We start from the raw sequence: 23,927 nt of genomic DNA, 5'->3' as shown, positions 1-23,927 counted from the left end.
TGCAAGGTTATTTCGCATAAAAGGGCATTTAATGTTAATGAAAAGATTCCAATGTAAATTAATGTTATGAAAACTTTTGTTAAAGTTGACAAAAGGTTAAAGAAAGGGGTAAAAAGCCACGGCATCTGGGCTTCTCACATCAACCAGGGACGCTTTTTTGCACGGTTTTTTTTACTCCTCCCGTGAAACGCTGTGGCGTTCATCTGCCAGTAAGAGCAGAGGGTTTTGGCGCTACACTTTTTTGGTTAAGCAATGCGTATGTCAACATCCACTGAAGTCATCGCTCATCATTGGGCATTCGCTATATTTCTCATCATCGCTATCGGCCTGTGCTGCCTCATGCTCGTCGGCGGCTGGTACCTTGGCGGTCGCGCGCGCGCGCGTAGCAAAAACACGCCGTTTGAATCGGGGATCGACTCCGTTGGTTCGGCCCGCTTACGTCTTTCTGCGAAGTTTTATCTGGTTGCCATGTTCTTCGTTATCTTCGACGTGGAAGCCCTGTATCTCTACGCATGGTCGACTTCTATCCGCGAGAGCGGCTGGGTCGGCTTTGTGGAAGCCGCAATTTTCATTTTAGTGCTACTGGCTGGTCTGGTTTATCTCGTTCGCATCGGCGCACTGGACTGGACGCCTGCGCGTTCCCGTCGCACGCTGGTTAATCCGGAAACAGACAGTCCCACTAACCGTCATATGCAGTAAAAGCGAGGCAATAAGATGGATTATACGCTCACCCGCATAGATCCTAACGGTGAGAACGACCGTTACCCCCTGCAGAAACAGGAGATCGTCACCGACCCCCTGGAGCAGGAAGTCAACAAAAGCGTGTATATGGGGAAACTCGAGCACGCGCTGCATGACATGGTGAACTGGGGCCGTAAGAACTCAATTTGGCCGTATAACTTCGGCCTTTCTTGCTGTTATGTGGAAATGGTGACGTCATTCACTGCGGTGCATGACGTTGCGCGTTTTGGGGCAGAAGTTCTGCGCGCCTCTCCGCGTCAGGCGGACCTGATGGTGGTCGCTGGAACCTGCTTTACCAAAATGGCGCCGGTTATTCAGCGTCTGTACGATCAGATGCTGGAGCCGAAGTGGGTGATCTCCATGGGCGCCTGCGCTAACTCCGGCGGCATGTACGACATCTATTCTGTCGTCCAGGGCGTGGATAAATTCATTCCGGTCGACGTGTACATCCCGGGCTGCCCGCCGCGTCCGGAGGCCTATATGCAGGCGCTGATGCTGCTGCAGGAGTCCATTGGTAAAGAACGTCGTCCGCTCTCATGGGTGGTTGGCGATCAGGGCGTTTATCGCGCCAATATGCAGTCGGAACGCGAGCGTAAACGCGGCGAACGTATTGCAGTGACCAATCTGCGGACGCCGGACGAGATTTAATTTGCGCCTGCGGGCGGGAATACCACTTCGCAAATCAATCTACAACAACGCGAAGTCTCGCCCGGCAGTCACCACGGACCTTTTGCAATGGTGAACAATATGACCGATTTAACCGCGCATGACGCCGCACCAGCCTGGCAAACCCGCGATCACCTCGATGACCCGGTGATCGGCGAACTGCGCAACCGCTTTGGGCCGGATGCCTTTACCGTTCAGCCAACCCGCACCGGCGTACCAGTGGTGTGGGTGAAGCGTGAGCAACTGCTTGAGGTGGGTGATTTCCTGAAGAAATTGCCGAAGCCTTACGTGATGCTGTTTGACCTGCACGGCATGGACGAACGTCTGCGCACGCACCGCGATGGCCTGCCCGCCGCGGATTTTTCCGTTTTCTATCATCTGATTTCTATCGACCGCAACCGCGACATCATGCTCAAGGTGGCGCTGTCTGAAAACGATCTGCATCTGCCGACTTTCACCAAACTGTTCCCCAACGCCAACTGGTATGAGCGTGAAACCTGGGAAATGTTTGGCATGACCTTCGATGGCCACCCGAATCTGCGCCGCATCATGATGCCGCCGACCTGGGAAGGCCATCCGCTGCGTAAAGACTATCCGGCGCGCGCTACCGAATTCGATCCGTTTGAGCTGACCAAAGCCAAGCAGGATCTGGAGATGGAAGCGTTGACCTTCAAACCGGAAGAGTGGGGCATGAAGCGCAGCACCGACAACGAGGACTTCATGTTCCTCAACCTCGGTCCGAACCACCCGTCTGCCCACGGTGCATTCCGTATTATTCTGCAGCTGGATGGCGAAGAGATCGTCGACTGCGTGCCGGACATCGGTTACCACCATCGTGGCGCCGAGAAGATGGGCGAACGCCAGTCCTGGCACAGCTATATCCCGTACACTGACCGCATCGAATATCTCGGCGGTTGCGTCAACGAGATGCCGTACGTGCTGGCGGTGGAAAAACTGGCCGGGATCACCGTGCCGGATCGCGTCAACGTGATCCGCGTGATGTTGTCTGAACTGTTCCGCATCAACAGCCACCTGCTGTATATCTCGACCTTTATTCAGGACGTCGGCGCGATGACGCCGGTCTTCTTCGCCTTTACCGACCGGCAGAAAATCTACGATCTGGTGGAGGCGATCACCGGTTTCCGTATGCACCCGGCGTGGTTCCGCATCGGCGGCGTTGCCCACGATCTTCCGCGCGGCTGGGATCGCCTGCTGCGGGAATTCCTCGAGTGGATGCCGAAGCGTCTGGATTCTTACGAGAAAGCCGCGCTGCGCAACACCATTCTGATTGGCCGTTCCAAAGGCGTTGCCGCTTACACCGCCAAAGAGGCGCTGGAGTGGGGCACCACCGGCGCAGGCCTGCGCGCCACCGGTATCGGCTTCGACGTGCGTAAATGGCGTCCTTATTCTGGTTACGAAAACTTCGACTTCGAAGTCCCGACCGGCGGTGGCGTTTCTGACTGCTACACCCGTGTGATGCTGAAAGTCGAAGAGCTGCGCCAGAGCCTGCGCATTCTTCAGCAGTGCCTCGATAATATGCCGGAAGGCCCGTTCAAAGCGGATCATCCGCTGACAACGCCGCCGCCGAAAGAGCGCACGCTGCAGCATATCGAAACCCTGATCACCCACTTCCTGCAGGTATCGTGGGGCCCGGTGATGCCGGCCAACGAATCCTTCCAGATGATTGAGGCGACCAAAGGGATTAACAGTTACTACCTGACCAGCGACGGCAGCACCATGAGCTACCGTACCCGCGTGCGTACGCCGAGCTTTGCGCATCTGCAGCAGATCCCGTCGGCGATCCGCGGCAGCCTGGTATCCGACCTGATCGTTTATCTGGGTAGTATCGATTTTGTTATGTCAGACGTGGACCGCTAATTATGCACGAGAATCAACAACCACAAACCGAGGCTTTTGAGCTGAGTGCGGCTGAGCGTGAGGCTATTGAGCACGAGAAGCACCACTACGAAGACCCGCGTGCGGCGTCCATCGAAGCGCTGAAAATTGTCCAAAAACAGCGCGGCTGGGTGCCGGATGGCGCGATCTATGCGATCGCCGATGTGCTGGGGATCCCGGCCAGCGACGTCGAAGGCGTGGCAACATTTTACAGTCAGATTTTCCGCCAGCCGGTTGGCCGTCACGTGATCCGCTACTGCGACAGCGTGGTGTGCCACATTACCGGCTATCAGGGTATTCAGGCTGCGATTGAGAAGAAGCTCAATATCAAGCCAGGGCAGACCACCTTCGATGGCCGCTTCACGCTGCTACCGACCTGCTGCCTGGGCAACTGCGACAAGGGACCGACCATGATGATTGATGAGGACACTCACAGTCATCTGACGCCGGAGGCAATTCCTGACCTGCTGGAGCAGTACAAATGAAAACCGTAATTCGTACTGCGGAAACGCATCCGCTCACCTGGCGTCTGCGCGACGACAAGCAGCCGGTATGGCTGGACGAGTATCGCAGCAAAAACGGTTACGAGGGGGCACGTAAAGCCCTGACCGGGATGGCGCCGGATGAAATCGTTAATGCGGTAAAAGACGCTGGCCTGAAAGGGCGCGGCGGCGCGGGCTTCTCCACGGGTCTGAAGTGGAGCCTGATGCCGAAAGACGAATCCATGAACATCCGTTACCTGCTGTGTAACGCCGACGAAATGGAGCCGGGCACCTATAAAGACCGTCTGCTGATGGAGCAACTGCCGCACCTGCTGGTGGAAGGCATGCTGATCTCCGCGTTTGCGCTGAAAGCGTACCGCGGCTACATCTTCCTGCGCGGCGAATATATCGAAGCGGCACAGCATCTGCGTCGCGCGATTGCCGAAGCCACCGAAGCGGGCCTGTTGGGGAAAAACATCCTTGGCACCGGGTTTGACTTCGAACTGTTCGTGCACACCGGGGCAGGGCGCTATATCTGCGGTGAAGAGACGGCGCTGATCAACTCCCTGGAAGGTCGCCGTGCTAACCCGCGCTCCAAGCCGCCGTTCCCGGCGAGCTCCGGCGTGTGGGGCAAGCCGACCTGCGTCAACAACGTGGAAACCCTGTGCAACGTGCCGGCGATCCTCGCCAACGGCGTCGAGTGGTACCAGAACATTTCCACTAGCAAAGATGCTGGCACCAAGCTGATGGGCTTCTCCGGCCGGGTGAAGAATCCGGGCGTCTGGGAGCTGCCGTTCGGCACTACCGCGCGTGAGATCCTCGAAGATTACGCCGGCGGCATGCGCGATGGCCTGAAGTTTAAAGCCTGGCAGCCGGGTGGGGCAGGGACCGACTTCCTGACCGAAGCGCACCTCGATCTGCCGATGGAGTTCGAAAGCATTGGTAAAGCGGGCAGCCGTCTGGGCACCTCGCTGGCGATGGCCGTTGACCACGAGATCAACATGGTCTCGCTGGTGCGCAACCTTGAAGAGTTCTTTGCCCGCGAGTCCTGCGGCTGGTGTACGCCGTGCCGTGATGGACTGCCGTGGAGCGTGAAGATCCTGCGCGCCCTGGAGCGCGGCGAAGGCCAGCCTGGCGATATCGAAACGCTTGAGCAACTCTGTCGATTCCTGGGCCCGGGTAAAACCTTCTGCGCACACGCGCCGGGTGCGGTCGAACCGCTGCAGAGCGCGATCAAGTATTTCCGCGAAGAATTCGAGGCTGGCATTAAGCAGCAGTTTAGCAATACCCATGCAATTAACGGTATTCAGCCGAACCTGCTTAAGACGCGCTGGTAATCTAAAGGTTTTTTATTTTTGGAAGCACGCAAATGGCTACGATTCATGTAGACGGCAAAGAATACGAGGTCAACGGGGCGGACAACCTGCTAGAGGCTTGTCTCTCTCTTGGTCTTGATATTCCCTACTTTTGCTGGCACCCGGCGCTAGGGAGCGTCGGTGCTTGCCGCCAGTGTGCGGTGAAGCAATATCAGAACGCGGAAGACACGCGTGGTCGCCTGGTGATGTCCTGTATGACTCCGGCATCCGACGGCACCTTTATTTCTATTGACGACGGCGAAGCGAAGCAGTTCCGCGAAAGCGTGGTGGAGTGGTTGATGACTAACCACCCGCACGACTGCCCGGTCTGTGAAGAAGGGGGCAACTGCCACCTGCAGGATATGACGGTGATGACCGGCCATAGCTTCCGCCGCTATCGTTTCACCAAGCGTACCCACCGCAACCAGGATCTGGGGCCGTTTATTTCGCACGAAATGAACCGCTGCATCGCCTGTTACCGCTGCGTGCGCTACTACAAAGATTATGCCGACGGCACCGATCTGGGCGTCTATGGCGCGCATGACAACGTCTACTTCGGCCGCCCGGAAGATGGCACCCTGGAAAGCGAATTCTCCGGCAACCTGGTGGAAGTCTGCCCGACCGGCGTCTTCACCGACAAAACGCACTCCGAGCGCTATAACCGTAAGTGGGACATGCAGTTTGCGCCGAGCATCTGCCAGCAGTGTTCCATCGGCTGCAACATTAGCCCGGGCGAACGCTATGGTGAACTGCGTCGTATTGAAAACCGCTATAACGGTACCGTGAACCGCTACTTCCTCTGCGACCGCGGTCGTTTCGGCTATGGCTACGTGAACCTGAAAGACCGTCCGCGTCAGCCGGTTCAGCGCCGCGGCGACGATCTGATTGCCCTCAACGCCGAGCAGGCGATGCAGGGGGCGGCGGATATTCTGCGCCAGTCGAAGAAAGTGATCGGTATCGGCTCCCCGCGCGCCAGCATCGAAAGCAACTTCGCGCTGCGCGAGCTGGTGGGCGCCGACAACTTCTATACCGGCATCGCCAAAGGCGAACAAGCGCGCCTGCAGATGATGCTGAAAGTGCTGCGTGAAGGCGGGATCCATACCCCAAGCCTGCGCGATATCGAATCCTATGATGCGGTACTGGTGCTGGGCGAAGACATTACCCAGACCGGCGCGCGCGTGGCCCTGGCAGTCCGCCAGGCGGTGAAAGGGAAAGCACGTGAAATGGCAGCGGCGCAGAAAGTAGCCGACTGGCAGATCGCCGCGATCCTCAACATCGGGCAGCGCGCCAAGCACCCGTTATTCGTCACTAACATCGATGACACCCGCCTGGATGACATTGCCGCGTGGACCTACCGCGCGCCGGTGGAAGATCAGGCGCGTCTGGGCTTCGCTATCGCCCATGCGCTGGACGACAGCGCGCCGGCGGTTGATGGCCTGAGCCAGGACCTGAAGGGTAAGGTTGACGTGATTGTCCAGGCGCTGGCCGGGGCGAAAAAACCACTGATTATCTCCGGAACCAACGCCGGCAGCATGGAGATCATCCAGGCCGCCGCTAACGTCGCAAAAGCCCTGAAAGGCCGCGGCGCCGACGTCGGCGTGACCATGGTCGCCCGCGCGGTGAACAGCGTCGGTCTGGGCATGATCGGCGGCGGCTCGCTTGAAGAGGCGCTGGACGAACTGGAAAGCGGCGCCGCCGATGCGGTTATCGTGCTGGAAAACGACCTTCACCGTCATGCTTCCGCTGCGCGCGTTGACGCTGCGCTGGCGAAAGCCCCGCTGGTGATGGTGGTTGACCATCAGCGCACCGCGATTATGGACAAAGCGCACCTGGTGCTCTCTGCTGCAAGCTTCGCGGAAAGCGACGGGACCGTGGTGAACAACGAAGGCCGCGCTCAGCGTTTCTTCCAGGTCTACGACCCGGCTTACTACGACGCGAAAACCGTGATGCTGGAGAGCTGGCGCTGGCTGCATTCGCTGCACAGCACCGTCAACAACCGTCAGGTTGACTGGACGCAGCTGGACCATGTCATCGATGCGGCGATTACCGCACTGCCGCAGCTGGCAGGCATTAAAGATGCCGCGCCGGATGCGACCTTCCGCATTCGCGGTCAGAAGCTGGCGCGTGAACCGCACCGCTACAGCGGCCGTACGGCGATGCGCGCCAACATCAGCGTGCATGAGCCGCGTCAGCCCCAGGATAAAGACACGATGTTCGCCTTCTCAATGGAAGGGAACAACCAGCCGTCCGCACCACGTTCGCAGATCCCGTTCGCCTGGGCGCCGGGCTGGAACTCCCCGCAGGCATGGAACAAGTTCCAGGATGAAGTGGGCGGGAAACTGCGTCATGGCGATCCGGGCGTTCGACTGTTTGAAGCGTCCGCCAACGGGCTGGAGTATTTCACCGCGGTGCCGGCCAGCTTCCAGGCGGAAGAGGGCAAATGGCGTATCGCGCCGTACTACCATCTGTTTGGCAGCGATGAGCTGTCTCAGCGCGCGCCGGTGTTCGAGAGCCGGATGCCTGAGCCGTACATCAAGCTGAACCCGGTGGATGCCGCGAAGCTGGGCGTTAACGCGGGGGCAATGCTCTCCTTTAGCGTAGAAGGCCAGACCCTGCGTCTGCCGCTGGTTATCTCTGAAGGCCTGACCGCAGGACAGGTTGGCTTACCGATGGGCATGCCGGGCATTGCGCCGGTGCTGACCGGATCGCGTATTGATTCACTGCAGGAGGCGAAAGCATGAGCTGGTTAACGCCGGATCTTATCGACATTCTGTTAAGCATCCTGAAGGCCGTGGTCATTCTGCTGGTGGTCGTCACCTGTGGCGCGTTCATGAGCTTCGGCGAGCGTCGTCTGCTCGGTCTGTTCCAGAACCGCTACGGACCTAACCGCGTGGGCTGGGGCGGTTCGCTGCAGCTGGTCGCCGACATGATCAAGATGTTCTTCAAAGAGGACTGGATCCCGCGCTTCTCCGATCGCGTGATCTTTACTCTGGCGCCGGTTATCGCCTTTACCTCGCTGCTGCTGGCCTTCGCTATCGTGCCGGTCAGCCCGACGTGGGTGGTGGCTGACCTGAACATCGGCATCCTGTTCTTCCTGATGATGGCAGGCCTGGCGGTCTATGCGGTGCTGTTCGCCGGCTGGTCGAGTAACAACAAATACTCGCTGCTGGGGGCGATGCGTGCTTCCGCGCAGACCCTGAGCTACGAAGTGTTTCTCGGTCTGTCCCTGATGGGCGTGGTGGCGCAGGCGGGGTCATTCAATATGACCGATATCGTCAACAACCAGGCGCATCTGTGGAACGTCATCCCGCAGTTCTTCGGCTTCGTGACTTTCGCCATCGCCGGCGTGGCGGTGTGTCACCGTCATCCGTTCGACCAGCCGGAAGCGGAGCAGGAACTGGCCGATGGTTACCACATTGAATATTCCGGCATGAAATTCGGTCTGTTCTTCGTGGGTGAATACATTGGTATCGTCACCGTTTCAGCGCTGATCGTCACGCTGTTCTTCGGCGGCTGGAATGGCCCGTGGTTACCTCCTTTCATCTGGTTCGCGCTGAAAACCGCGTTCTTCATGATGATGTTCATTTTGATCCGCGCATCATTACCGCGTCCGCGCTATGACCAGGTAATGTCCTTTGGCTGGAAGGTATGCCTGCCGTTAACGCTGGTCAACTTGTTGGTAACGGCGGCTGTCATTCTCTGGCAGGCGCAATAAGGGGTGAATTGAACATGACCTTAAAAGAATTATTGGTGGGGTTCGGCACCCAGGTCCGTAGTATCTGGATGATTGGCCTGCATGCCTTCGCCAAACGTGAAACCCGGATGTATCCGGAAGAGCCGGTCTATCTGCCGCCGCGCTACCGCGGCCGCATCGTGCTGACCCGCGATCCGGACGGTGCAGAGCGCTGCGTTGCCTGTAACCTGTGTGCGGTAGCCTGCCCGGTGGGCTGTATCTCTCTGCAGAAAGCAGAGACCAAAGACGGCCGCTGGTACCCTGAGTTCTTCCGCATCAACTTCTCACGCTGCATTTTCTGCGGCCTGTGCGAAGAAGCGTGCCCGACCACGGCGATCCAGTTGACCCCGGACTTCGAGCTGGGTGAATACAAGCGTCAGGATCTGGTGTACGAAAAAGAGGATCTGCTGATTTCCGGTCCGGGCAAATACCCGGAATATAACTTCTACCGGATGGCGGGTATGGCAATCGACGGCAAAGATAAGGGCGAAGCGGAAAACGAAGCTAAGCCAATCGACGTCAAGAGCCTGTTACCGTAAGGAGAGGGGCAATGGAATTCGCTTTTTATATCTGTGGCCTGATAGCCATCCTCGCAACCTTGCGGGTCGTCACCCACACCAATCCGGTGCACGCGCTGCTGTACCTGATCATTTCGCTGTTAGCGATTGCCGGGGTGTTTTTCTCGCTGGGCGCTTACTTCGCCGGTGCGCTGGAAATCATCGTTTACGCCGGGGCCATTATGGTGCTGTTCGTGTTCGTGGTGATGATGCTCAACCTGGGCGGCACCGAGATCGAACAGGAACGCAAATGGCTGCAGCCGGGGATCTGGATTGGCCCGGCCATCCTTTCCGCGGTGCTGCTGGTGGTAATCGTTTACGCCATCCTGGGCATCAATGACCAGGGTATCGACGGCGCGGCGATCAACGCCAAAGAAGTGGGTATTGCGCTGTTTGGGCCGTACGTCCTGGCGGTGGAGCTGGCCTCCATGCTGCTGCTGGCGGGCCTGGTTGTTGCCTTCCACATTGGCCGCGAAGAGCGCGCCGGTGAGGTGCTGAGCAACCGCGTGAACGACAGCGACAAAAGAAAAACGGAGGAACACGCATGATCCCCTTAACACATGGACTGATCCTCGCGGCCATCCTGTTTGTGCTTGGTCTGACGGGGCTGGTGATCCGCCGCAATCTGCTGTTTATGTTGATTAGCCTGGAAATCATGATTAACGCCGCCGCGCTGGCTTTTGTGGTAGCGGGTAGCTACTGGGGCCAGGCAGATGGTCAGATAATGTATATCCTCGCCATCAGCCTCGCGGCTGCGGAAGCGAGTATCGGCCTGGCGCTGCTGCTGCAGCTCCATCGTCGCCGCCAGAACCTGAACATCGATTCAGTAAGTGAGTTGCGTGGATGAACATGCTTGCCTTAACCATTCTTTTGCCATTGATTGGCTTTGTGCTGCTGGCCTTCTCCCGTGGACGCTGGTCGGAAAACCTTTCCGCCACCGTTGGCATGGGGTCGGTAGGCCTGGCGGCGCTGGTCACCGCGTACGTCGGCGTCGACTTTTTCGCTAACGGCAAACAAGCGGTCAGCGTACCGCTGTGGAACTGGATGTCGGTCGGTGATTTCAACATCGGCTTCAACCTGGTGCTGGATGGCCTGTCGCTGACCATGCTCTCTGTGGTTACCGGCGTCGGCTTCCTGATCCACATGTTTGCCTCCTGGTACATGCGCGGCGAAGAGGGCTACTCTCGCTTTTTCGCCTACACCAACCTGTTTATCGCCAGCATGGTCGTTCTGGTACTGGCCGATAACCTGCTGTTGATGTACCTCGGCTGGGAAGGTGTGGGCCTCTGTTCTTACCTGCTGATCGGTTTCTACTACACCGATCCGAAGAACAATGCCGCAGCGATGAAAGCGTTCGTGGTCACCCGCGTCGGCGACGTGTTCCTCGCCTTCGCGCTGTTCATTCTTTATAACGAACTGGGCACCCTGAACTTCCGTGAAATGGTAGAGCTGGCGCCGCAGCACTTCGCTAATGGCAGCACCACGCTGCAGTGGGCGACGCTGATGCTGCTCGGCGGCGCGGTCGGTAAATCCGCTCAGCTGCCGCTGCAAACGTGGCTTGCCGATGCGATGGCTGGCCCGACGCCGGTCTCCGCGCTGATCCACGCCGCCACCATGGTGACCGCGGGCGTGTACCTGATTGCCCGTACCCACGGCCTGTTCCTGATGACGCCGGAAGTGCTGCATCTGGTGGGTATCGTTGGTGCGGTAACGCTGGTGCTGGCAGGCTTCGCCGCGCTGGTGCAGACCGACATCAAACGTGTGCTGGCTTACTCGACCATGAGTCAGATTGGCTACATGTTCCTCGCGCTGGGCGTACAGGCATGGGATGCGGCGATTTTCCACCTGATGACCCACGCGTTCTTTAAAGCGCTGCTGTTCCTGTCGTCTGGTTCGGTCATTCTGGCCTGCCATCACGAACAGAACATCTTCAAAATGGGCGGTCTGCGCAAATCTATTCCGCTGGTGTATGTCTGCTTCCTGGTGGGGGGCGCGGCGCTGTCCGCTCTGCCGCTTATCACCGCAGGCTTCTTCAGTAAGGATGAGATTCTGGCAGGCGCGATGGCCAACGGCCATATCAATCTGATGGTGGCGGGCCTGGTCGGCGCCTTTATGACCTCGCTGTACACTTTCCGTATGATTTTCATCGTGTTCCACGGCAAAGAGCAAATTCACGCGCACGCAGGGAAGGGAATTACCCATCATCTGCCGCTGATCGTGCTGCTGGTGCTGTCCACCTTCGTTGGCGCGCTGATTGTGCCGCCGCTGGAGGGTGTACTGCCGCAGACCACTGAGCTTGCGCACGGTAGTGTCATGACGCTGGAAATTGCCTCCGGGATTATCGCGATTGCTGGCATCCTGATCGCCGCATGGCTGTGGCTGGGTAAACGTACCCTGGTGACCTCCATCGCCAACAGCGCGCCTGGCCGCTTCTTCGGTACCTGGTGGTTCCATGCCTGGGGCTTCGACTGGTTATACGACAAGGTGTTCGTGAAACCATTCCTCGGCATTGCCTGGCTGCTGAAGAGCGATCCGCTGAACTCGTTGATGAATATCCCAGCGATTCTGTCCCGCTTCGCAGGCAAAGGTCTGCTGGTGAGCGAGAACGGCTATCTGCGCTGGTATGTGGCTTCAATGAGCATTGGCGCGGTGGTGGTGCTGGCTCTGCTGATGGTACTGCGTTGATTTGAGCGCGCGGTTTTGCCCGGTGGCGCTTCGCTTACCGGGCCTACGAAACCGTAGGTCGGGTAAGCGAAGCACCACCCGACACAACAAACCGCACTCAAACGTGAATGTAGTCGAATTCGTTGAAAATCGGTCCTGAACGGGACTTTAACAAGGAATAAAAATCGCCATGTTATTACCCTGGCTAATATTAATCCCCTTCATCGGCGGCTTCCTGTGCTGGCAGACTGAACGCTTTGGCGTGAAACTGCCGCGCTGGATTGCGCTGATTACCATGGGACTGACGCTGGTGCTTGGCCTGCAGCTGTGGATGCAGGGCGGCTATTCTCTGACGCAATCCGCGGGTATTCCGCAGTGGCAGTCGGAATTCGTGCTGCCGTGGATCCCACGCTTCGGCATTAGCATCCATCTGGCGATTGACGGTCTGTCGCTGCTGATGGTGGTGCTGACCGGCCTGCTCGGCGTGTTGGCGGTGCTCTGTTCCTGGCGCGAAATCGAAAAGTACCAGGGCTTCTTCCACCTCAACCTGATGTGGATCCTGGGCGGCGTCATCGGCGTATTCCTCGCCATCGACATGTTCCTGTTCTTCTTCTTCTGGGAAATGATGTTGGTGCCGATGTACTTCCTGATCGCGCTGTGGGGCCACAAAGCCTCTGACGGTAAAACGCGTATCACGGCGGCCACCAAGTTCTTCATCTATACCCAGGCGAGCGGTCTGGTGATGCTGATCGCCATTCTGGCGCTGGCCTTCGTCCACTTCAACGCCACCGGCGTGTGGACCTTCAACTATGAAGAACTGCTGAAAACGCCGATGTCCCACGGCGTGGAATACCTGCTGATGCTGGGCTTCTTCATCGCCTTCGCGGTGAAAATGCCGGTGGTACCGCTGCACGGCTGGCTACCGGACGCCCACTCCCAGGCGCCGACCGCCGGTTCCGTCGACCTCGCGGGCATCTTGCTGAAAACTGCGGCCTACGGTCTGCTGCGCTTTGCGCTGCCGCTGTTCCCGAACGCCTCCGCCGAGTTTGCGCCCATCGCCATGTGGCTGGGCGTGATTGGTATCTTCTACGGCGCGTGGATGGCCTTCGCCCAGACCGATATCAAACGTCTGATCGCTTATACCTCCGTTTCCCACATGGGTTTCGTGCTGATTGCTATCTACACCGGTAGCCAGCTGGCTTATCAGGGGGCGGTGATTCAGATGATCGCCCACGGTCTGTCCGCGGCGGGCCTGTTTATTCTGTGCGGCCAGCTGTACGAACGTCTGCACACCCGCGATATGCGTCAGATGGGCGGTTTGTGGAGCAAAATTAAATGGCTGCCGGCAATGTCAATGTTCTTTGCCGTCGCCACCCTGGGGATGCCGGGCACCGGTAACTTTGTCGGCGAATTTATGATCCTGTTCGGCAGCTATAAAGTGGTGCCGGTGATCACTGTTATCTCGACCTTTGGTCTGGTATTCGCTTCCGTTTACTCGCTGTCGATGCTGCATCGCGCTTACTTCGGTAAAGCGAAAAGCGAAATCGCGACGAAAGAACTGCCGGGGATGTCCCTGCGTGAACTGTCTATCATCCTGCTGCTGGTGGTGCTGCTGGTGCTGTTGGGCTTCTTCCCGCAGCCGATCCTCGACACCTCGCATGCTGCGATGAGCAACATTCAGCAGTGGTTTGTTAATTCTGTTTCTACTACAAGGCCGTAATTCGCCATGACAATAACTCCACAACAACTGATCGCACTGCTACCGCTGCTGATCGTCGGCTTGACGGTGGTGGTTGTGATGCTCTCCATTGCGTGGCGACGCAATCATTTTCTCAATGCCACGCTGTCGGTTCTCGGGCTTAATGCTGCGCTGGTCTCGCTCTGGTTCGTCGGCCAGAATGGGGCGATGGACGTCACCCCGATGATCCGCGTTGACGGCTACGCCATGCTCTACACCGGGCTGGTGCTGCTGGCGAGCCTCGCGACCTGTACTTTCGCCTACCCGTGGCTTGAGGGTTACAAGGACAACAAAGAAGAGTTCTACCTGCTGGTGCTGATCGCCGCGCTGGGCGGCATTCTGCTGGCCGGTGCGAATCATCTGGCGGCGCTGTTCCTCGGTATCGAACTGATTTCGCTGCCGTTGTTCGGCCTGGTCGGTTACGCCTTCCGCCAGAAACGTTCGCTGGAAGCGAGCATCAAATACACCATCCTCTCCGCGGCAGCCTCGTCTTTCCTGCTGTTCGGTATGGCGCTGGTGTACGCGAACTCCGGCAACCTGTCCTTCCTCGCGCTGGGCAAAAGCCTGGCTGACAACACGCTGCACGAGCCGCTGCTGCTGGCGGGCCTCGGTCTGATGATTGTCGGTCTTGGCTTTAAACTGTCGCTGGTGCCGTTCCATCTGTGGACGCCGGACGTTTACCAGGGCGCGCCTGCGCCGGTCTCCACCTTCCTGGCGACCGCCAGCAAGATCGCCATCTTCGGCGTAGTGATGCGTCTGTTCCTGTACATGCCGGTGGGTAACAGCGAAGCGGTACGTGTGGTGCTGGGGCTTATCGCCTTCGCCTCTATCATCTTCGGTAACCTGATGGCGCTGAGCCAGACTAACATTAAGCGTCTGCTTGGTTACTCTTCCATCTCCCATCTCGGTTATCTGCTGGTGGCGCTGATCGCCCTGCAGAGCGGCCAAATGTCGATGGAAGCCGTGGGCGTTTACCTGGCCGGTTACCTGTTCAGCAGCCTCGGCGCGTTCGGCGTGGTCAGCCTGATGTCCAGCCCGTACCGCGGCCCGGATGCGGACTCGCTGTTCTCCTACCGCGGCCTGTTCTGGCACCGTCCGATTCTGTCCGCGGTAATGACGGTGATGATGCTTTCCCTCGCCGGTATCCCGATGACCCTCGGCTTTATCGGTAAGTTCTACGTGCTGGCCGTCGGTGTGCATGCGCACCTGTGGTGGCTGGTTGCCGCGGTGGTTGTCGGCTCGGCGATTGGTCTCTACTACTACCTGCGCGTGGCGGTGAGTCTGTACCTGAGCGCGCCGGAGCAACTGAACCGCGATGCGCCGTCGAACTGGCAGTACAGCGCTGGCGGTATCGTGGTGCTGATCTCTGCCCTGCTGGTGCTGGTGCTCGGTATCTGGCCGCAGCCGCTGATTAGCATCGTGCAGCTGGCGACGCCGCTGATGTAAGTTGGGTGACAAACCAAAAAACCGCCGAGATGGCGGTTTTTTTATGCCCGAGTTTTATTCCACCTTGTAGACCATAAAGTCTTCCGCCAGTAGCGTATTAGCGAAAATCTCCCGGCATTCCGCCAGCATACGCAGGCAGCCTTCGGCATCGTAGCGCGAGCTAAAGTGGGTAGCGATTAGCGTGCCGACCCCCGCTTCTTTGGCCAGTGCCGCGGTCTGCTGGCTTGAGGAGTGGCCGCGGCTATTGGCTTTCTCCGCCATCGCCTGCTCAAGGGTGGTTTCGTGGACCATCACATCCGCCCCGCGAGCCATCTCCAGCGCCTGCGGGCAGGGGGCGGTATCGCCAAAAATCGCCAGTGTTTTACCCGGCGTCGACGGCCCCAGATAGCGGCTGCCATCAATGACCCGACCATCCTCCAGCTCAACGCGCTGACCAAGCTTGAGTTGATGGAACAGCGGCCCCTGGCGCACGCCATCGGCAATCAGCTGGGCGGCGTCGAGCGTGCCGGGCTTGTCATGCTGCTCAATGCGATAGCCGTAGCACTCCACCGGATGGCTTAGCGGGAATGCGGTCACCCGATAGCCCTCTTCGTCGAACACCAGTCCGGGGCCGACTTCGATGATGGTGAGCGGATAATCGGTCCACGAGCCGCTCAGACGCAGCGCGGTCTCAACAAACTCTTTGAGCCCTTTTGGCCCGTAGAGGGTGAGGGGCAGAGAGTTCCCCTGCATCGAGCGGCTGCACAACAGGCCGGGCAGGCCGAACAGGTGGTCGCCGTGCAGGTGAGTGATGAAAATTTTATTCAGTTTGCCGGGGTGATAGAGCGTGCGAAGAAACTGATGCTGGGTCCCTTCACCGCAGTCAAACAACCACATTTCAGCGCTAGTGGGTTGTTGCAAATTCAGTATTATCGACGTCATATTACGCGTACGGGTCGGCACCCCGGCGGATGTTCCTAAAAAAGTTAATTCCATCGTCCAGTGTCCTCAGGGCGAGTCGCAAAGTATCAGTATATCAATAAGGAGCTACAGATGATGACCTGGCAGGATCTCCACCATAGTGAACTCTCCATTCCCCAGCTGTATGCGCTGCTGAAATTGCGCAGTGAAGTCTTTGTCGTGGAGCAGCAGTGCGCCTATCAGGATGTCGACGGCGATGATTTGGTCGGTGAAAATCGCCATCTGCTCGGCTGGCGCGATGGCGAACTGCTGGCCTACGCGCGGATCCTCAAAAGCGAAGAGGAGTTTGCGCCGGTGGTGATTGGCCGGGTCATCGTCAGCCCGACCGCCCGCGGTGAGAAGCTCGGCTATCAGCTGATGGAGCAGGCGCTGGCCAGCTGTCAGCAGCACTGGCCACAAAAGGCAATTTACCTCGGGGCACAGGCACACCTGCAATCCTTTTACGCCCACTTCGGTTTTACGCCAGTGACCGAGGTCTATGATGAGGACGGCATCCCCCACATCGGAATGGCGCGAGAAAACCGCGCTGTCTGACCCCTTAATTCCTGCGTCCGAATACGATTCTGGCCTGGCGGGCGGGTAATATAAAATCCGCTCCCTCGTCATGGGTACTGCTATTCCGCCGTCGAACCCCTTATAATGTGGGGTTTTACTACCGTGGAGGTTTGCGTGCTGTCTGTTTCCACTGCGCTGGCCCGTTTGCAAGACGGCCTGGGTGAGTCTTTGCCTGACTCGCCCGGCACGCGAATTATCGATATTACCTTTCCGCTGAATGATGCCTTCGATCCGCTGCTGTGGTGTGGCCAGCAGACGCAGTGGCCGCAGTTTTACTGGCAGCAGCGCAATGGCGATGAAGAGCTGGCGACGCTGGGGGCGGTAAAAACCTTTCCCTCGCTCGACGCGGCCAACCGCTTTTTACGCCAGACCGGGCAGCAGGATCTGCGCATCTGCGGCCTGAATGCGTTTGAACCGCAGCAGGGTAGCCTGGTGCTGCCGCGTCTGGAGTGGCGTCGGTGCGGCGGTAGGGCCGTGCTGCGGTTGGTACTCCACAGTGATATCTCTCTGCGCGACGATGCCGCGACGGCGTGCGATTTTCTCGCCAGCCTGACCACCGCCCAGGCGACACCCGGCGCCATACCGCCGCTGCTGAGCGAGCGCCACTCATCCGACTATCCTCAGTGGCAGGCAATGATCACGCGAGCGACCCGAGCGATTAGTGCCGGTGAGATGGATAAAGTGGTGCTGGCGCGGGCAACCGACCTGCAGTTTGCCGCCCCGCTGGACGCCGTGAGCATCATGGCGGCCAGCCGCCGCAGCAATCTTAACTGTTTTCATTTCCTGATGGCGTTCAATGCCCGGCAAGCATTTTTCGGTTCCACGCCGGAACGGCTGTGGCGCCGGCGCGGCGCGCTGCTGCGCACCGAAGCGCTGGCGGGGACCGTCGCGAACCATCAGGAAGACGCGAAGGCGCAGCAACTGGCCGACTGGTTGATGAAAGACGACAAAAACCAGCGGGAAAACATGCTGGTGGTGGAGGATATCTGCCAGCGCCTGCAGAGTGAGGCCTCGACGCTGGACGTCCTGCCGCCGCAGGTGGTGAGGCTGCGTAAGGTACAGCATCTCAGACGCTGTATCTGGACCGAGCTGGCGGAGCCTGACGACAGCCGCTGTCTGCTGCAGCTTCAGCCCACCGCCGCGGTGGCTGGCCTGCCGCGTCGGGCGGCGCTGGCGTTCATTCAGCGCCATGAGCCCTTTGCCCGCGAATGGTACGCCGGGTCCGCCGGCTATCTGTCGCTGGCGCAAAGCGAGTTTTGCGTGGCGCTGCGTTCGGCGAAAGTGGACCACGACACCCTGCGGTTGTATGCCGGGGCGGGGATCGTCAGCGGCTCCGATGCGCAGCAGGAGTGGCAGGAGATTGACAACAAAGCGGCCGGGCTGCGCTCGCTGCTGTGTCCATAAGGCGGGAATGACGATGCATATCAAAACGTCGTCACTTTGCCTTATCTATACTTAGCATCAATATTTGATACCGGACAATTTCATGTCAGTAAGCGCATTTAACCGACGCTGGGCGGCGGTGATCCTGGAAGCTTTAACGCGCCATGGCGTGCAGCATATCTGCATCGCGCCGGGCTCGCGCTCGACACCCTTAACCCTGGCGGCGGCGGAAAACCGCGCCTTTATCCATCACACCCATTTCGATGAACGTGGTCTCGGCCATCTGGCGCTCGGCCTGGCGAAGGCCAGCCGGCAGCCGGTGGCGGTGATAGTCACCTCCGGCACCGCCACCGCGAACCTCTATCCGGCGCTGATTGAGGCGGGGCTGACCGGTGAAAAGCTGATCCTGTTGACCGCCGATCGCCCGCCGGAGCTGATCGACTGCGGCGCCAATCAGGCGATCCGCCAGCCGGGGATGTTTGCTTCTCACCCTTCGCAAACGATCTCCTTGCCACGTCCCTCGCAGGATATTCCTGCCCGCTGGCTGGTCTCGACCATCGACCAGGCGCTGGGCGAGCTGCACGCCGGCGGGGTGCATATCAACTGCCCGTTCGCCGAACCGCTGTATGGCGATATGGATGAGACCGGCGTGGAGTGGCAGCAGCAGCTCGGCAACTGGTGGCAGAGCGATAAACCCTGGTTGCGTCAGGCGCTACAGATGGAGAGTGAGAAACAGCGCGACTGGTTCTTCTGGCGGCAAAAACGCGGCGTCGTCGTGGCGGGCAGAATGAGCGCGGCTGAAGGTAAAAAAGTGGCCGAGTGGGCGCAAACCCTGGGCTGGCCGCTGATTGGCGATGTCCTGTCGCAAACCGGGCAGCCGCTGCCGTGCGCCGACCTGTGGCTGGGCAACGGTAAAGCGGTCGGCGAGCTGGCACAGGCGCAGATCGTGGTGCAGCTCGGCAGCAGCCTGACCGGCAAACGCGTCCTCCAGTGGCAGGCCACCTGCGAGCCGGATGAATACTGGCTGGTGGATAATCTGCCAGGCCGCCTCGACCCGGCGCAGCACCGCGGCCGCCGTCTGCTCGCCAGCGTTGAGCGCTGGCTTGAGCTGCATCCGGCGGAAAAACGTCAGCCGTGGGCGACGGTGATCCCTGAGCTGTCCCATCAGGCGTGGGAGGCGGCGGTTGCCAGCAATGAGCCTTTTGGCGAAGCGCAGCTGGCGCAGCGTATTCGGCGCTATCTGCCGGAGCAGGGGCAACTGTTTGTCGGTAACAGCCTGGTGGTGCGCCTGATCGACGCCCTGGCGCAGCTACCGGCCGGGTATCCGGTTTACAGCAACCGCGGCGCCAGCGGGATTGATGGTTTAATCGCCACCGCCGCCGGCGTGCAGCGCGCCAGTGCGCGGCCGACGCTGGCGATCGTCGGCGATCTGTCGGCCTTATACGATCTCAACTCGCTGGCCCTGCTGCGCCAGGCGTCGGCGCCGCTGGTGCTGATCGTGGTGAATAACAACGGCGGACAGATTTTCTCCATGCTACCGACGCCGGAGGACGAGCGTCGCCAGTTCTACTTAATGCCGCAGGATGTTGATTTCAGCCACGCGACGGCGATGTTCGGCCTGGCCTATCATTGCCCTGATGACTGGCAGTCGCTGGATGAAGCGCTAGCCGGCGCCTGGCGCAGGGCGGGGGCGACGGTGATTGAGCTGGCGGTTAACGAGACCGACGGCACGCAGACTCTCCAGCAGCTGCTGGCGCAGGTAAGCCGCCTGTGACGCTAAACGCAGTGGTTGAGGGCGGGCAGCCGGGCTATCCCTGGCTGGTGTTCCTGCACGGGTTTTCCGGCGACCGCGACGAGTGGCGTGAAGTGGGTGACGCTTTTCCCGCCTGGCCGCGTCTGTATCTCGATCTGCCGGGCCACGGCGGCTCCGCGGATATCGCGGTACAGGACTTTGCCGGGGTCAATATTCTGCTACAGGGTACGCTTGATAGTTACAACATCCTTAGCTACTGGCTGATTGGTTACTCGCTGGGCGGCCGCGTAGCGATGAACTTCGCCTGCCAGCCGCGTGCGGGACTGCGCGGGCTGATTGTCGAGGGCGGACACCCGGGCCTGCAGGATGAAGAGGCGCGGCTGGCGCGACGCAGCAATGACCGCGCCTGGGCAGAACGTTTTCGCCGCGAACCGTTAGCGCAGGTCTTCGCCGACTGGTATCAGCAACCGGTTTTTGCCTCACTGGATGCGGTGCAGCGCGCGTCATTGGTTGCCTTACGTAGCCGCAATAACGGCGCCACGCTGGCGGCGATGCTGCAGGCAACCTCCCTTGCCGGGCAGGCCGATCTGCGCGCGCCTCTGCAGGCTCGCGATTTTCCTTTTCACTACCTCTGCGGCGAACGCGACGCGAAGTTTCGCGCCATCGCGCAAGCGCTCGCTGCCGATACCCATATCATTCACCATGCCGGACACAACGCGCACCGGGACAACCCCGCCGCGGTGATTGCCTGTCTGGCGCAGATTCTGGCAAGTTAACTGAAGGACATTCTATGATCTCTCTTGATGAAGCAATGCTTTACGCCCCCGTTGAATGGCACGATTGCTCAGAAGGCTATACCGATATTCGTTATCAAAAATCGACTGACGGGATTGCCAAAATCACCATCAATCGTCCGCAGGTGCGCAACGCCTTCCGCCCGCTGACCGTCAAAGAGATGATTCAGGCGCTGGCGGATGCCCGCTATGACGACAATATCGGGGTCATCGTGCTGACCGGTGAAGGCGAGAAAGCCTTCTGCGCCGGCGGCGACCAGAAAGTTCGCGGCGACTACGGCGGCTATCAGGACGACTCCGGCGTTCACCATCTCAACGTGCTCGACTTCCAGCGCCAGATCCGCACTTGCCCGAAACCGGTGGTGGCGATGGTGGCCGGCTACTCTATCGGCGGCGGCCACGTGCTGCACATGATGTGCGATCTGACCATCGCGGCGGACAATGCCATCTTCGGCCAGACCGGGCCAAAAGTTGGCTCTTTTGATGGCGGCTGGGGCGCTTCTTATATGGCGCGTATCGTCGGGCAGAAAAAAGCACGCGAAATCTGGTTCCTGTGCCGTCAGTATGACGCCCAGCAGGCGCTGGACATGGGGCTGGTGAACACCGTGGTACCGCTGGCGGATCTGGAAAAAGAGACCGTGCGCTGGTGTCGTGAAATGCTTCAAAACAGCCCAATGGCGCTGCGCTGCCTGAAAGCGGCGCTGAACGCCGACTGCGACGGCCAGGCCGGTCTGCAGGAGCTGGCGGGCAACGCCACCATGCTGTTCTACATGACGGAAGAAGGGCAGGAAGGGCGCAACGCCTTCAACCAGAAACGTCAGCCGGACTTCAGCAAATTTAAACGGAATCCATAATGCGCGTTTCGCAGGTTTACCGCTGGCAGATACCAATGGACGCGGGCGTGGTTCTACGCGAACGGCGGTTAAAAACCCGCGACGGGCTGTTCATCCGCCTGCAGGAGGATGAACGCGAAGGCTGGGGGGAAATTTCTCCCCTGCCGGGATTCAGTGACGAGACGCTGGAAGACGCGCAAACGGCGCTGCTGGCGTGGGCGCAGCCCTGGCGCGACGGCGCGGAACCGCCGCTTCCCACACTGCCTTCTGTCGCTTTTGGTATTAGCTGCGCGCAGGCGGAGCTTTACGGCGAACTACCGCAGGCAGCGGATTATCGCGCGGCGCCGCTCTGTTCCGGTGATCCGGATGAGCTGTTCGCCAAACTGGCGGCGATGCCCGGCGAGAAAGTCGCTAAGGTGAAAGTGGGGCTGTGGGAGGCGGTACGCGACGGCATGGTGGTTAATCTGCTGCTGGAAGCCATCCCCGATCTCCAGCTGCGGCTGGATGCCAACCGGGCGTGGACGCCGCTTAAAGCGCAGCAGTTCGCCAAATACGTCAATCCCGCGTATCGCCAACGCATTGCGTTTCTTGAAGAACCCTGCAAAACGCGGGAGGACTCGCGGGCCTTTAGCCGAGAGACGGGGATCGCTATCGCCTGGGATGAAAGCCTGCGCGAGGCGGATTTCCGCTTTGTCGCCGAGCCTGGCGTGCGTGCGGTGGTCATCAAACCGACGCTGACCGGCAGCTTACAAAAGGTCCAGCAACAGGTCGCCGCGGCACACGCCCTGGGGCTGAGCGCGGTGATTAGCTCGTCAATCGAGTCCAGCCTCGGGTTAACCCAGCTGGCGCGGGTTGCCGCCTGGCTGACGCCGCAGACCATCCCCGGACTCGACACCCTGGCGCTGATGAGCGCCCAACTGGTACGGCCGTGGCCGGAAAGTACGCTGCCGATGATCGACATTGATGCGCTGGAGCCACTGCTGTGATGTTTTCCGACTGGCCCTGGCGCCACTGGCGGCAGTTACGCGGTGAGGCGCAGGCGTTACGCCTGAACGATCGGCTACTTACCTGGCGTGAGCTATGCGCGCAGGTTGACGCGCTGGCGGCCGGCTTTGCCGCGCAGGGCGTTATGGAAGGTCAGGGCGTGGCGCTCCGGGCCTACAACCAGCCGGAGACGCTACTCGCCTGGCTGGCATTGCTGCAGTGCGGCGCGCGGGTGCTGCCGCTGAATCCGCAGCTGCCGGCGGTGTTGCTGGAGGCGCTGCTGCCCGCGTTAACCGTCCAGCATCAGCTGGTGCTTAACGGCGCTGCGCTGCCGGGGGATTTACCCGCGTTAACTCTGCAGGCGGCCGAAGGCGCCCATGCCCTTTGCTGGCATGGCGAACGGTTGGTGTCGATGACGTTGACCTCCGGCTCAACCGGCTTGCCGAAAGCGGCGGTACATAGCGCCAGCGCCCATCTGGCTAGCGCCGCTGGCGTGCTGGCGCTGATGCCGTTTGCCGCAGAAGACGACTGGCTGCTGTCGCTGCCGCTGTTTCATGTCTCCGGGCAGGGGATCATTTGGCGCTGGCTGCTGGCTGGCGCGCGGCTGACGGTGCGCGATAGACAACCGCTGGAGCAAGCGCTGCTGGGCTGTACCCATGCTTCACTGGTACCGACTCAGCTATGGCGCCTGATGAATGCTGATGCTGCGCTTTCCCTCAAGGCGGTGCTGCTTGGCGGCGCGGCGATCCCCGTCGAGCTGACCGAAAGGGCGCGAGCGCAGGGGATACGCAGCTTCTGCGGCTACGGCCTCACCGAATTCGCTTCCACGGTCTGTGCCAAAGAGGCCGACGGCGAGGCGGATGTGGGCGAAGCGCTGCCGGGGCGGGAGGTGAAAATTGTCGCCGGCGAGATCTGGCTGCGGGCGTCGAGTATGGCGGCGGGTTACTGGCGCGATGGTCAGCTATTGCCATTAACCAATGATGAAGGCTGGTTTGCGACGCGCGATCGCGGGGAGTTACACAATGGTCGGCTGACGGTTGTTGGGCGACTGGATAATCTTTTTTTTAGCGGTGGCGAAGGTATTCAACCGGAAGAGGTCGAGCGCGTGATACTCGCCCATCCGCAGGTACAACAGGCGTTCATTGTACCGCTGGATGATGTCGAATACGGTCAATGCCCGGTCGCGGTGGTGGAATGCGATGACAGCTGCGAGTTGAGCGTGCTGGCGACATGGAGCGCTGAGCGGTTAGCGCGCTTTCAGCAGCCAGTGCGTTGGCTACGGCTGCCGGACACGTTAAAGAACGGTGGGATTAAGATTTCCCGCCAGGCGCTGCGCGAGTGGGCCAGACAGCAGACGTATACTACGGTATCGTAGCCACCCGCCATA

At 59.7% G+C, this 23,927-nt stretch carries 21 protein-coding genes; 20 read left to right on the top strand and 1 reads right to left on the bottom strand.

What is annotated here, in order from left to right; genetic code table 11:
- The first annotated feature begins 252 nt into the window (after positions 1–252).
- From nuoA to nuoN, 13 genes are all read left to right on the top strand, one after another.
- Positions 253–699, top strand: a complete 447-nt coding sequence (gene nuoA / locus CWM54_RS17780; RefSeq protein ID WP_002913181.1) for an NADH-quinone oxidoreductase subunit NuoA — start codon at positions 253–255, stop codon at positions 697–699.
- Positions 700–714: 15 nt separating this feature from the next.
- Complete coding sequence (gene nuoB, locus CWM54_RS17775; RefSeq protein ID WP_002913178.1) at positions 715–1,389, top strand: NADH-quinone oxidoreductase subunit NuoB; 675 nt, start codon at positions 715–717, stop codon at positions 1,387–1,389.
- Positions 1,390–1,476: 87 nt separating this feature from the next.
- Positions 1,477–3,285 (top strand): NADH-quinone oxidoreductase subunit C/D, encoded by a 1,809-nt coding sequence (nuoC, locus tag CWM54_RS17770; protein ID WP_074387942.1) that lies wholly within the window; start codon positions 1,477–1,479, stop codon positions 3,283–3,285.
- Between the two features lie 2 nt (positions 3,286–3,287).
- Positions 3,288–3,788, top strand: a complete 501-nt coding sequence (nuoE, locus tag CWM54_RS17765; RefSeq protein WP_002913160.1) for an NADH-quinone oxidoreductase subunit NuoE — start codon at positions 3,288–3,290, stop codon at positions 3,786–3,788.
- Positions 3,785–5,122 carry an NADH-quinone oxidoreductase subunit NuoF gene (nuoF, locus tag CWM54_RS17760; RefSeq protein WP_061153791.1) on the top strand — a complete coding sequence of 446 codons (1,338 nt, stop codon included), beginning with the start codon at positions 3,785–3,787 and terminating at the stop codon, positions 5,120–5,122. The genes nuoE and nuoF overlap by 4 nt, the downstream gene beginning before the upstream one ends.
- Positions 5,123–5,154: 32 nt before the next feature.
- Positions 5,155–7,881, top strand: coding sequence for an NADH-quinone oxidoreductase subunit NuoG (nuoG, locus tag CWM54_RS17755; protein ID WP_100698013.1), 2,727 nt, complete (start codon positions 5,155–5,157; stop codon positions 7,879–7,881).
- The gene (gene nuoH / locus CWM54_RS17750; RefSeq protein WP_002913156.1) at positions 7,878–8,855 is read left to right on the top strand and encodes an NADH-quinone oxidoreductase subunit NuoH; all 978 of its coding nucleotides are present in this window, start codon (positions 7,878–7,880) and stop codon (positions 8,853–8,855) included. The genes nuoG and nuoH overlap by 4 nt, the downstream gene beginning before the upstream one ends.
- 14 nt (positions 8,856–8,869) lie before the next feature.
- Positions 8,870–9,412 (top strand): NADH-quinone oxidoreductase subunit NuoI, encoded by a 543-nt coding sequence (gene nuoI, locus CWM54_RS17745; protein WP_008803948.1) that lies wholly within the window; start codon positions 8,870–8,872, stop codon positions 9,410–9,412.
- Between the two features lie 11 nt (positions 9,413–9,423).
- Positions 9,424–9,978: an NADH-quinone oxidoreductase subunit J gene (gene nuoJ, locus CWM54_RS17740; RefSeq protein ID WP_015365591.1), complete on the top strand. Its 555-nt coding sequence runs from the start codon at positions 9,424–9,426 to the stop codon at positions 9,976–9,978.
- Positions 9,975–10,277, top strand: a complete 303-nt coding sequence (gene nuoK / locus CWM54_RS17735) for an NADH-quinone oxidoreductase subunit NuoK (protein WP_002913148.1) — start codon at positions 9,975–9,977, stop codon at positions 10,275–10,277. Before nuoJ ends, nuoK begins: the two co-directional genes overlap by 4 nt.
- Positions 10,274–12,115, top strand: coding sequence for an NADH-quinone oxidoreductase subunit L (gene nuoL / locus CWM54_RS17730; protein ID WP_008803949.1), 1,842 nt, complete (start codon positions 10,274–10,276; stop codon positions 12,113–12,115). The genes nuoK and nuoL overlap by 4 nt, the downstream gene beginning before the upstream one ends.
- Positions 12,116–12,284: 169 nt before the next feature.
- Complete coding sequence (nuoM, locus tag CWM54_RS17725; RefSeq protein WP_100698011.1) at positions 12,285–13,814, top strand: NADH-quinone oxidoreductase subunit M; 1,530 nt, start codon at positions 12,285–12,287, stop codon at positions 13,812–13,814.
- 6 nt (positions 13,815–13,820) lie between these two features.
- Positions 13,821–15,278: an NADH-quinone oxidoreductase subunit NuoN gene (gene nuoN / locus CWM54_RS17720; protein ID WP_100698009.1), complete on the top strand. Its 1,458-nt coding sequence runs from the start codon at positions 13,821–13,823 to the stop codon at positions 15,276–15,278.
- 54 nt (positions 15,279–15,332) lie between these two features.
- On the opposite strand, the gene rnz is transcribed toward nuoN, so the two are convergent.
- On the bottom strand, positions 15,333–16,253 hold the full coding sequence (gene rnz / locus CWM54_RS17715; protein ID WP_100698007.1) for a ribonuclease Z: 921 nt from the start codon (positions 16,251–16,253) through the stop codon (positions 15,333–15,335).
- A gap of 57 nt (positions 16,254–16,310) precedes the next feature.
- On the opposite strand from rnz, the gene CWM54_RS17710 reads away from it, so the two are divergent.
- From CWM54_RS17710 to menE, 7 genes are all read left to right on the top strand, one after another.
- Positions 16,311–16,772, top strand: a complete 462-nt coding sequence (locus CWM54_RS17710; RefSeq protein ID WP_100698005.1) for a GNAT family N-acetyltransferase — start codon at positions 16,311–16,313, stop codon at positions 16,770–16,772.
- A 135-nt stretch (positions 16,773–16,907) separates the two neighbouring features.
- Complete coding sequence (gene menF, locus CWM54_RS17705; protein ID WP_100698003.1) at positions 16,908–18,197, top strand: isochorismate synthase MenF; 1,290 nt, start codon at positions 16,908–16,910, stop codon at positions 18,195–18,197.
- An 82-nt stretch (positions 18,198–18,279) separates the two neighbouring features.
- On the top strand, positions 18,280–19,950 hold the full coding sequence (gene menD / locus CWM54_RS17700; RefSeq protein ID WP_100698001.1) for a 2-succinyl-5-enolpyruvyl-6-hydroxy-3-cyclohexene-1-carboxylic-acid synthase: 1,671 nt from the start codon (positions 18,280–18,282) through the stop codon (positions 19,948–19,950).
- A complete protein-coding gene (menH, locus tag CWM54_RS17695) occupies positions 19,947–20,705 on the top strand; it encodes a 2-succinyl-6-hydroxy-2,4-cyclohexadiene-1-carboxylate synthase (RefSeq protein ID WP_100681046.1) in 759 nt (252 codons plus the stop codon). The genes menD and menH overlap by 4 nt, the downstream gene beginning before the upstream one ends.
- A 14-nt stretch (positions 20,706–20,719) precedes the next feature.
- Positions 20,720–21,577 carry a 1,4-dihydroxy-2-naphthoyl-CoA synthase gene (menB, locus tag CWM54_RS17690; RefSeq protein ID WP_022066040.1) on the top strand — a complete coding sequence of 286 codons (858 nt, stop codon included), beginning with the start codon at positions 20,720–20,722 and terminating at the stop codon, positions 21,575–21,577.
- On the top strand, positions 21,577–22,542 hold the full coding sequence (gene menC / locus CWM54_RS17685; RefSeq protein ID WP_100681044.1) for an o-succinylbenzoate synthase: 966 nt from the start codon (positions 21,577–21,579) through the stop codon (positions 22,540–22,542). Before menB ends, menC begins: the two co-directional genes overlap by 1 nt.
- Positions 22,539–23,915, top strand: a complete 1,377-nt coding sequence (gene menE / locus CWM54_RS17680; protein ID WP_100697999.1) for an o-succinylbenzoate--CoA ligase — start codon at positions 22,539–22,541, stop codon at positions 23,913–23,915. Before menC ends, menE begins: the two co-directional genes overlap by 4 nt.
- Positions 23,916–23,927: the final 12 nt, after the last annotated feature.

This window comes from Klebsiella sp. D-Nf1, from assembly GCF_002810515.1.
In the GTDB taxonomy this organism is placed as follows: domain Bacteria; phylum Pseudomonadota; class Gammaproteobacteria; order Enterobacterales; family Enterobacteriaceae; genus Klebsiella; species Klebsiella variicola.
The sequence above is the reverse complement of the archived record's forward strand: the minus strand, read 5'-3'. Positions and strand labels throughout refer to the sequence as shown.

Bases quoted from the DNA above. Each gene is read 5' to 3' on its own strand.
- nuoA (WP_002913181.1), top strand. From the start codon at position 253: ATGCGTATGTCAACATCCACTGAAGTCATCGCTCATCATTGGGCATTC.
- nuoB (WP_002913178.1), top strand. From the start codon at position 715: ATGGATTATACGCTCACCCGCATAGATCCTAACGGTGAGAACGACCGT.
- nuoC (WP_074387942.1), top strand. From the start codon at position 1,477: ATGGTGAACAATATGACCGATTTAACCGCGCATGACGCCGCACCAGCC.
- nuoE (WP_002913160.1), top strand. From the start codon at position 3,288: ATGCACGAGAATCAACAACCACAAACCGAGGCTTTTGAGCTGAGTGCG.
- nuoF (WP_061153791.1), top strand. From the start codon at position 3,785: ATGAAAACCGTAATTCGTACTGCGGAAACGCATCCGCTCACCTGGCGT.
- nuoG (WP_100698013.1), top strand. From the start codon at position 5,155: ATGGCTACGATTCATGTAGACGGCAAAGAATACGAGGTCAACGGGGCG.
- nuoH (WP_002913156.1), top strand. From the start codon at position 7,878: ATGAGCTGGTTAACGCCGGATCTTATCGACATTCTGTTAAGCATCCTG.
- nuoI (WP_008803948.1), top strand. From the start codon at position 8,870: ATGACCTTAAAAGAATTATTGGTGGGGTTCGGCACCCAGGTCCGTAGT.
- nuoJ (WP_015365591.1), top strand. From the start codon at position 9,424: ATGGAATTCGCTTTTTATATCTGTGGCCTGATAGCCATCCTCGCAACC.
- nuoK (WP_002913148.1), top strand. From the start codon at position 9,975: ATGATCCCCTTAACACATGGACTGATCCTCGCGGCCATCCTGTTTGTG.
- nuoL (WP_008803949.1), top strand. From the start codon at position 10,274: ATGAACATGCTTGCCTTAACCATTCTTTTGCCATTGATTGGCTTTGTG.
- nuoM (WP_100698011.1), top strand. From the start codon at position 12,285: ATGTTATTACCCTGGCTAATATTAATCCCCTTCATCGGCGGCTTCCTG.
- nuoN (WP_100698009.1), top strand. From the start codon at position 13,821: ATGACAATAACTCCACAACAACTGATCGCACTGCTACCGCTGCTGATC.
- rnz (WP_100698007.1), bottom strand. From the start codon at position 16,253: ATGGAATTAACTTTTTTAGGAACATCCGCCGGGGTGCCGACCCGTACG.
- CWM54_RS17710 (WP_100698005.1), top strand. From the start codon at position 16,311: ATGATGACCTGGCAGGATCTCCACCATAGTGAACTCTCCATTCCCCAG.
- menD (WP_100698001.1), top strand. From the start codon at position 18,280: ATGTCAGTAAGCGCATTTAACCGACGCTGGGCGGCGGTGATCCTGGAA.
- menB (WP_022066040.1), top strand. From the start codon at position 20,720: ATGATCTCTCTTGATGAAGCAATGCTTTACGCCCCCGTTGAATGGCAC.
- menC (WP_100681044.1), top strand. From the start codon at position 21,577: ATGCGCGTTTCGCAGGTTTACCGCTGGCAGATACCAATGGACGCGGGC.